The 8840-nt window shown below is 64.7% G+C and carries 7 protein-coding genes and 1 rRNA gene (1 of these 8 running past the window's edge); 7 read left to right on the top strand and 1 reads right to left on the bottom strand.

The window, feature by feature from the left end; translation table 11 throughout:
• Positions 1–111, bottom strand: a 16S ribosomal RNA gene (locus JY451_09100); it reaches 1374 nt to the left of the window's first position.
• 666 nt (positions 112–777) lie between these two features.
• Here JY451_09100 and JY451_09095 point away from each other — a divergent pair.
• The 7 genes from JY451_09095 to JY451_09065 all read left to right on the top strand — a co-directional run bounded on the left by JY451_09095 (position 778) and on the right by JY451_09065 (position 8743).
• Positions 778–1773, top strand: a complete 996-nt coding sequence (locus JY451_09095; GenBank protein ID QZH73927.1) for a glycosyltransferase — start codon at positions 778–780, stop codon at positions 1771–1773.
• Positions 1774–1832: 59 nt separating this feature from the next.
• Positions 1833–3332, top strand: a complete 1500-nt coding sequence (locus tag JY451_09090) for an oligosaccharide flippase family protein (protein ID QZH76661.1) — start codon at positions 1833–1835, stop codon at positions 3330–3332.
• A gap of 14 nt (positions 3333–3346) precedes the next feature.
• Positions 3347–4504 carry a hypothetical protein gene (locus JY451_09085; GenBank protein ID QZH76660.1) on the top strand — a complete coding sequence of 386 codons (1158 nt, stop codon included), beginning with the start codon at positions 3347–3349 and terminating at the stop codon, positions 4502–4504.
• 100 nt (positions 4505–4604) lie between these two features.
• Positions 4605–5597, top strand: coding sequence for an aspartyl protease family protein (locus JY451_09080; GenBank protein ID QZH76659.1), 993 nt, complete (start codon positions 4605–4607; stop codon positions 5595–5597).
• 178 nt (positions 5598–5775) lie between these two features.
• On the top strand, positions 5776–6765 hold the full coding sequence (locus JY451_09075) for an ArsR family transcriptional regulator (protein ID QZH73926.1): 990 nt from the start codon (positions 5776–5778) through the stop codon (positions 6763–6765).
• A complete protein-coding gene (gene metF, locus JY451_09070) occupies positions 6762–7700 on the top strand; it encodes a methylenetetrahydrofolate reductase [NAD(P)H] (GenBank protein ID QZH73925.1) in 939 nt (312 codons plus the stop codon). Before JY451_09075 ends, metF begins: the two co-directional genes overlap by 4 nt.
• On the top strand, positions 7697–8743 hold the full coding sequence (locus JY451_09065) for a homocysteine S-methyltransferase family protein (GenBank protein QZH73924.1): 1047 nt from the start codon (positions 7697–7699) through the stop codon (positions 8741–8743). The genes metF and JY451_09065 overlap by 4 nt, the downstream gene beginning before the upstream one ends.
• Positions 8744–8840 lie beyond the last annotated feature (97 nt).

Raw genomic sequence — 8840 nt, 5'->3', positions numbered from 1 at the left:
TCCCACGCGTTACGCACCCGTGCGCCACTAGACCCGAAGGTCTCGTTCGACTTGCATGTGTTAGGCATGCCGCCAGCGTTCGTTCTGAGCCAGGATCAAACTCTCAAGTTTATGTCACACACCAGGCAAGCACGGATCGAAATCCGCTATCCTGCCAGGCATGAGCTTCAAGGAGCCGATACCTGCATTCAAACGTAATGGATACGAATGAACATGCATCACCCAAAGCCCGCGTGGTGCGGGCAAAGGATGTGGCAATCGGCTTATTTAACTGGTATCCGGAGCCTTAAAACCCCCGGACCAGGCGCCGTCGCCCACATGTCCCTTCATCAAAAATCAACAATGTCAAAGAGCCACTCAACATAAAAACCGGACAGCGAAGGGTTCCCCGATTTACACCGGGGGACCGGCTATCCGTTTGTGTTGGCGACCGTTGGAGGCGTTGGCGGTTGAAACCGTCAGCGCCCCGTCCGGTGAGAGGGCATATATGGGGCGTGCTGAGTCGGGTCAACGGGTTTTTGCAATTTTATTTCAAAATGGGGAATTTTGGCGGAAAACCGCGATAAATCAGACCTCTGGGCGGCTGGTGAGGGTCAATTCCGGGCCGATTTCGGTCAAATCGACCCGGTTTCCGGTAAAGAATCGGCTGACTCCGGGCTGAAAGATCCCCTCCCACCCCACCAATCGGCGCAAACGGGATGTTTACCCTGCCCCGTTACCGCGAGCCCGTAGTTCCTGCGCACCCTTTGCGCGGGCCAAACGGATAATCGGGTAGCCATGCACCTCCCTGCAATCAGTGTCGCGATGAGCGTCTATAATGGCGAGGCCTTCCTTGCCGACGCGATCGAGAGCGTGCTGGCGCAGAACTTCGATGATTTCGAGTTCCTCCTGCTCGACGACGGATCGCGCGACGGCAGTACGGATATCATCCGCGCCTATGCGGCAAGGGATGCCCGCATCCGCCCCATTATACGCGAGAATCGCGGACTGATCGCCAGCCTCAACCAGCTGATCGCCGAATCGCGCGCACCGTTGATCGCCCGGATGGACGATGACGACATTTCCCAGCCCCAGCGATTCGAGCGGCAGGTCGCCTTCCTTGCCGAGCACTCCGACTACGGCGTGGTCGGCAGCTGGAGCGAGGATATCGATATCGAAGGCCGGCCGATCTTCGTCACCGGCACCGATCACCCGCTGACGCATGAGGACGTGCTCCACACCATCGACGCGCGCGGGCAGGTACTCTGCCATCCTTCGGTGATGTACCGGCGCGAGGTGGTGCAGGCCGTAGGCGGCTATCACGCTGCTTTCCGTCATTGCGAGGATCTCGACCTGTGGTTGCGGCTCGCCAGCCGCACGAAGCTGGGCAACATTCCCGAACGCCTGGTGAAATATCGCCGCTCACCCGATCAGGTTTCGAATCGTCACGCAACCGAGCAGCAGATCGGCACCGCAGTCGCCTTCTTTGCCTATGCCGAGCGCAAGGCGGGACGGCCCGATCCGACCGCCGATCTCGACGCCTTGCCGCCGCTCGATTCGCTCGATGCGCTGTTCGGGCGCGCAGGCGTGGCGGCGGAGGTGCGGCGTCATCTCGCCAATTCGCTGCAATACTCGCCCGATGCCATGCGTGACCACGGCTTCGATCTGCTGCTGCGCCATCTGCGCGAATCGGGAGATAGCACCGGCATGTGGCGCACCGTGCTGCGGCTGTTGCGGTTTGGCGAACCGGGCCGGGCGCTGCGGCTACTGGGCAATCTGGTGGCCGCGCGATGAGCATTGCCCCCGAAACGGCTGGCGCGGCCTTGCCCGAAGGCGAACGCACCCCGCCGCGCATGAGCGTGGGGCACGCAGCGATCTGGGCGATGGCTTCGCAGTATGTGAGCTTCGCGATCATGTTCGCCACCTCGGTGGTGATCTCGCGCTACTTCCTAGGTCCCGACGAGGTCGGCCTGTTCTCCATCGCACTCGCCGCCGCGTTGCTGCTGGCGGTGCTGCAGGATTTCGGGCTGACTCGCTATATCGCCGGGCTAAAGGCGATAAGGCAGGATGAACTCGATCGCTGTTCCGCCGTCGCCTTCATGTTCTCCCTTATTATCGCTGCTCTGATCGCGATTTCCGCATGGCCGCTGGCGCAGCTCTATGCCCTGCCCGCGCTGTTGCCATTGCTGCTCATCATCGCGGGTAGCTATTTCTTCGTGCCCTTCGCGGTCGTGCCGCTAGCGCTGATGGGGCGCGAGATGCGTTTTTCCGGCCATTTCGCCGTGAGCGTGGGAGGGGCGGCGGTGCATGGCAGCGTCGCGGTAGGGCTGGCGTGGCTCGGCTTCTCCGCCTTCTCGCTGGCCTGGGCAACGCTCGCCTCCGCCATCGCCAAGGCGTTGATCGCCCAGTTCCTGCAACCCGCGCGCCCCTTCCCGCTGCGGCTCGACGGTCTGAAACCGATTCTCGGCTTCGGCAGCAAGACCAGCCTGCTCTACATTACGGGCGCACTGGGTACGCGCACGCCCGATCTGATCGTCGGCAAATTGGTGGGGCTTGTGGGAGTGGGCCTCTTCAGCCGCGCGACCAGTCTTGCCGAGCAGTTCCGGATGCTGATCGCCGGGGCCATTGGCAGTGTGTTCTATCCCACTTTCGCGCGCATCCGCGACAAGGGCGATCCGCTTGGCCCGGCCTACTTGCGGGTCTGCGCCGGATATTCGGTGCTGGTGCTGCCGGGCATGGCGGCGCTGGCGCTGCTGGCCGAGCCGGTTGTGATGCTGCTTTACGGCCCTGAATGGATCGACACCGCGCCGCTGCTTTCGCTGGTGGCGGTGCAGTCGGGGATGATGATCTGCCTGCCATTGGTGACCGAACTGCCGATCCTGACCGGGCACGTGAACCGCCTGATCGCGCTCAACGTGGTCGAAACGGTGGTTTCGATCGGCCTGCTGGCGCTCGGCTCGCATCTGGCAGGAGCCGAGGGCGCGGCGGCATCGCGCGTAGTCTACGCCCTCGCCTTCTTTCTTATCTACATGCGCTTCATCAGCGGCGTGGTGCAATTCCGGGTGCGAGACTGGTTCGCAATCATGGGCAAGAGCGCGCTGGTCTCGCTCGCCACCGTGTCCCCGATCCTCGCCGCCTATGCCTTCTGGGTCGGGCCGGCGGAAATGAATTTCGGGCAGATGCTCGCCTGCGCCGTCGCCGGGGGAATTCTATGGGGCATAGCGCTGTTCGCGGTGCGGCACCCGGCGCTCGACGATCTGCTCGCCACCGGCGTGCCGATCCTGCGCCGCGCCTTGCCCCGCACACATGCTGCCCTGCGCCCGCGCAAAGCTGCCATCGGAGACGAGAGTTGAACCCGCCCGTCCGCCTGTCCCCCGCCTTCGTGCAGACCGATCTGGTGCGCGAAGCTCCCCGCCCCGTCGAACTGCGCAATGCGATCTATGCCGAGCGATTCGACTGGAAGACATTGTTCTACGACGTCTACCGCTCCGGCCCGGACGTGGTGCTGCAAGGCCCGCCGCTGTTCAACCTGCTCGAGCGCCTGCGCCAATCGGACCTGTTCGCCGGAGCCTTCCGCCGCCTGTTCCCCCGCGCGCGCCATTTCGCGCAGAAGAAGCGCGGCGAGATCTGGTTGCGCACCGATGCGGATCAGATCACCTTCTCCGGCCTGCTCGGCAGCTTCGATCTGGAAGTCCAGCCGGAGGAGCATCATCGCTTCGCGGGCAAGCGGGTGCTGCTGACCTTGTCCAAGGACAACGAGATCCGCTGGATCATCGACTGGGCACGCTTCCATCGCCACTTGCACGGGGCCGATGCGCTGCTGTTCTACGACAATGCCTCCACCCGCTATGATGCCGACGAACTGCGCCGCCGCCTGGGTGAGGCGCTGCCGGACATGGCGATCGAGGTGATAGACTGGCCCTACATCTACGGCCCGCAGGCAGGCCCCGGCTGGGCGGTGAACGGCGTCGAGCCCGACTGGGACTCCGATTACTGCCAGGTCGGCGTGTTGCAGCACGCCCGCTTCCGCTTCCTGCGCGATGCGAAGAGCGTGATGCACAACGACGTAGACGAACTGGTGATCGGCAATCAGGGTCGCGGCATTTTTGAAGCGACGGAGAAGAGCCGCACCGGGCTGGTCAAATTCGAGGGCCGGTGGATCTCGGTAGTGGGCGAGAAGCCGGTCGATCCCGCGCTCTGCCGCCACGCCGATTTCGTGTTCGACGAAGGGCTCGAACTGCCCAACAGCCCGCCGAAATGGTGCATCCGCCCGCAGGCCTTCTCACGCCAGATCAGCTGGGGGGTGCACAATATCTTCGGTGCCAAAGGCAACGAAGTGGCGAGCGAGGAATTCCTGTTCCGCCACTTCCGCGGGGTGACCACCAACTGGAATTATGAACGCTGGTCCGACACGCAGCCCGATACCTCCTCTTTGGAGCGCGATGACACATTGGTAACGGCGATGGAGACAGCGGGGATCCGGGAAGCATGCCAACCCGCCGATGAAGACCGCGCCGCCGCCTGAAATCCCGGCGTACCCATGACGTTTGGGCCTTTGTCCAAGGCGTGATAAGGTGAACCTGCTCGCGGCTGGAGGGACACATCCGCTGGCGGGAGAGAATGCGATGAACTGGCTGCCCTTCACAGCCGCGCTGGTACTGACTGCTTCTGCTGCGGGTGCAACGCCGCAGGGGAACGAGCACGAGCCTGCGACCGATCCCGTGCCGCAGGCTGCCCCGGTGGCCGAGGTGCCCCTTTACGAAACTATCGAAATGCAGGCCGAACGCTATCGGCGGCTGACCGTCCCCGTCACCATCATGGGCGAAGGGCCATTCCGCTTCATGGTCGATACCGGGGCGCAGGCCACCGTGCTCTCAACCGCGCTCGCCGAGCAGCTGCAACTGTTCGACCGTGAAAGTGCTACACTAGTCGGTATGGCCAGCAGCCGCGTAGTGCAGACCACGATGGTGCCCGATTTCTCGCTCGGCACCCGCAGCTTCGTCATCCGCACCGCGCCGATTGTCGAAGGCGCGCATATCGGCGGGGCGGACGGAATTCTGGGGCTGGATTCCTTGCAGGACCAACGCGTCCTGATCGACTTCGAACACGGCGAGCTGACGGTGGCGGATAGCGACAGCAGCCGGGGCACTGGCGGTTATGAGATCGTGGTGCGGGCACGTGAGCGGCTCGGCCAGCTCATCATCCATCGCGCCCGGATCGACGGGGTGCGCACTTCGGTCATCATCGATACCGGGGCGACCGGCTCGATCGGCAATCCGGCCTTGCAACAACGCCTCAGCCGCCGCCGCACGCTGATGGACGATGCGGTGATGACCGATGTCAACGGCGTGCAGATCACCGGCGAGACGCGGATCGTCGGGCGGCTGGAAATGGGGCGGATGCAGCTTGCCAACATCCCTGTATCCTTCGCCGATTCGCCTACTTTTCGCGCGCTGAACCTGGCTGATGAGCCCGCGCTCATCCTCGGAATGAGCGAACTCAGGATGTTCCGCCGCGTCGCCATCGATTTCCGCACCCGCCGGGTGCTGTTCGACATGCCCGACGGCAGTCTGTTGGGGGACGGATGGAACTTTAACGAGCGCGCCACCCGCCTGTGAGGGTTCTCACAATCGAAACCCAGATTGGGTGCCGCTCCCGGTCGATCCAATATGCCCTGCAGCAGTACAATCCCAGATCCCGGAGTCGTTGCGGACCAAGAACCGGGCGTAAGGTAGCCTCCAGATAACTGGATCTTTTGCTATGCATATAAGAATTTTCTTATATGCTTATGTCACGATGCTGACCGAAACCATCCTTCGCGCTCTGGGCGATTCGTCGCGGTTGCGTATCCTGCGGCTGATACACCGGATGGAGCTTGCAGTGGGTGAACTGGCGCAGGTGCTGGGGCAGAGCCAGCCGCGCGTTTCGCAGCATGTTGCCAGGCTGGTCGATGCCGGTCTGGCGCAGCGCCACCGCGAGGGGAGCTGGGTGTTCCTGCGCCCCGCGCAACAAGGCGAACCGCTTCACGATGCGGTTGCCCGCCTGCTCGCCACGGCCGAGGCAGAGGACGCCGCATTCGGCGCGCTGGCGCAGGCCGACCGCGCGCGGCTGGAAACCATTCGCGCTGCTCGCGCTGCCGAGGCCGATGCCTATTTCGCCCGCCATGCCAAGGACTGGGACTCACTGCGAGCCATGCTCGTCCCGCCCGCGCAGGTTGAAAGCGCCCTGCTCGCCGCGCTGGCGGGGGAAGCGATCGGCCAGGTGCTCGATATCGGCACCGGCACCGGGCGGATCGCGCAATTGCTCCGCCCCCTCGCAGACAGCGTCACCGCCTTCGACAAAAGCCCGGAAATGCTTCGCCTTGCCCGCGCGCGGCTGCCTGCCAGTGCCAATGAAAGCCAGGGTGCGGCGGTGACTTTCGAGCAAGGCGATTTCACCGCCCTGCCCTTCCCCGCTGCCAGTTTCGACACCGTGGCGCTCCACCATGTGCTGCATTACGCGCAGCATCCCGAAGCTGCGCTGGCCGAAGCCGCGCGCGTTTGCCGTCCCGGCGGGCGCATTCTGATCGCCGACCTTGCCGCGCACGATCGTGAGGAATTGCGCAGCCGTCATGCCCACACCCGGCTGGGATTCGGCGAAGAAGCGCTGGCCAAGGCGCTCGCCCAGGCCGGTTTCGTCCCCGCTCCGCCCGTCAAAGTCCCCGGCGGCGAGATCGCCACCATCATCTGGACCGGCAGCCGCCAGCCCGCCGCCCCATCCACCGCTCGAATCGCAGGCACCGCATGACCATTCCCCATTTCCCCCCGCAAGCGCCCGAATTCGCCACCACCCCGATCTTCGCGGGCCTGCCCGGCGATATCGAAGTGTCGTTCGAATTCTTCCCCCCTGCTCCGGGCGTTGCCGAGGACAAGCTGTTCGAAGCATTGAAGCCGCTGGCCAGCCTCGCTCCGCGCTTCGTCAGCATCACCTACGGCGCCGGCGGCTCCACGCGCGAGCGCAGCTTTGCCACGATTGCCCGCGTGATGGGCGAGAGCGATGTGCCGGTGGCCGCGCACCTCACCTGCGTGCGCGCAAGCAAGGCCGAGACCAACGCCACCGCCGAACGCCTCTGGGGCATGGGCGTCCGCCATATCGTCGCGCTGCGAGGTGATGCGGGCGCGCCGGGTGCCCCCTTCGCGCCGCACCCCGAAGGCTATGCCAGCGCCGCCGATCTGGTCGCGGGCCTCAAGGCCCTGCACCCGTTCGAGATTTCGGTCTCGGCCTATCCCGAGTGCCATCCGGAAGCCGAAAGCCCGCAGGCCGAGATCGACTACCTCAAGCGCAAGTTCGATGCCGGCGCGGACCGGGCGATCACCCAGTTCTTCTTCTCGTCGGAATGCTTCTTCCGCTTCCGCGACCGCGCGGCGGCGGCGGGAATCACCCAGCCGATCGTGCCCGGCATCCTGCCCGTCACCAACCTTGCGCGCACCCGCAAGCTGGCGGCGCAGTGCGGCGCGGACGTGCCGCACTGGCTGATCGAACTGATGGAAGGGCTCGACGTGTTCCCCCGCGCCCGCGAGCACGTGGCCGCCACCGTCACCGCCGAATTCTGCCGCCGCCTCTATGCCGAGGACGTCAAGAAGTTCCACTTCTACACCCTCAACCGGGCGGAGCTGACCTACTCGACCTGCCACCTGCTCGGCCTGCGCGGCAGCGGTTTCGCGATGGAGATGGCAGCATGAACAAGCGGGACCAACTGCTGGCCCAAGCCGCCCAGCGCGTGCTGATCTTCGACGGCGCGTTCGGCACCCAGATCCAGGACCGCCGCCTGTCCGAAGCCGATTTCGCGGGCGATCTTGGTCTGGCTGCGGACCAGAAGGGCAACAACGATATCCTCGCGCTGACTCGCCCCGACGTGATCGCCGACGTTACCCGCGCCTATCTGGCGGCGGGATCGGATATGGTCTCGACCAACACCTTTTCAGCCAACCGCATCAGCCAGGCCGATTACGCCGCCGAAGGGCTGGTGCGCGAAATCAACCTCGCTTCCGCCCGCATCGCGCGCGAACTGGCGGACGAATTCGCCGCCAGCGATGGCCGTCCGCGCTTTGTCGCCGGAGCCATCGGGCCGACCAACAAGACGCTCTCGCTCAGCCCCGATGTCGAAGACCCCGGCTACCGCGAGATCGATTTCGATTACCTGACCGCCGTCTATCGCGACCAGGCCGAGGCGCTCGTGGAAGGCGGAGCGGACTTCATCCTTGTCGAGACCATTTTCGACACGCTCAACGCCAAGTCCGCCATCATGGCCGTGCGGCAACTGGCCGAAGCGCTGGGACGCGACGTGCCGCTGATGCTGTCGATGACACTGACCGACCTGTCGGGCCGCAACCTGTCCGGGCATACGGTGGAAGCCTTCTGGAATGCGGTGCGCCACGCAAACCCCGTCACCATCGGCCTCAATTGCAGCTTTGGCGCCGAGCAACTCCGCCCGCACATCCAGCACCTTTCCAGCGTGGCCGACACCCTGCTGCTCGCCTATCCCAACGCTGGCCTGCCCAACGAGTTGGGCGAATACGACGAAGCACCGCACACCACGGCGGGGCTGGTCGGCGAATGGGCGGACCACGGCCGCGTCAATATCATCGGCGGCTGCTGCGGCTCCACCCCGGAGCACATCGCCGCCATGGCCGCGCGTGTTGCGGGCCTCACCCCCCGCGCCATCCCCACTCGCGAGCCGAAGATCCGGCTGGCGGGGCTCGAACCTTTCACGATTGCTGCATAATCCCCCTCCCGCTTGCGGGAGGGTTAGGGGAGGGCCTGTCACAGCCTTCCCCACAGGCCCTCCCCCGGCCCCTCCCGCAAGCGGGAGGGGAGAAGGA

It is taken from the genome of Erythrobacter sp. (assembly GCA_019739335.1).
Lineage (GTDB): Bacteria > Pseudomonadota > Alphaproteobacteria > Sphingomonadales > Sphingomonadaceae > Alteraurantiacibacter.
This window is presented reverse-complemented; position numbering and strand designations above follow the sequence as displayed.

Excerpts from the sequence above, each read along its gene's own strand:
- JY451_09095 (QZH73927.1), top strand. The coding sequence starts at position 778 with ATGCACCTCCCTGCAATCAGTGTCGCGATGAGCGTCTATAATGGCGAG.
- JY451_09090 (QZH76661.1), top strand. The coding sequence starts at position 1,833 with ATGAGCGTGGGGCACGCAGCGATCTGGGCGATGGCTTCGCAGTATGTG.
- JY451_09080 (QZH76659.1), top strand. The coding sequence starts at position 4,605 with ATGAACTGGCTGCCCTTCACAGCCGCGCTGGTACTGACTGCTTCTGCT.
- JY451_09075 (QZH73926.1), top strand. The coding sequence starts at position 5,776 with ATGCTGACCGAAACCATCCTTCGCGCTCTGGGCGATTCGTCGCGGTTG.
- metF (QZH73925.1), top strand. The coding sequence starts at position 6,762 with ATGACCATTCCCCATTTCCCCCCGCAAGCGCCCGAATTCGCCACCACC.
- JY451_09065 (QZH73924.1), top strand. The coding sequence starts at position 7,697 with ATGAACAAGCGGGACCAACTGCTGGCCCAAGCCGCCCAGCGCGTGCTG.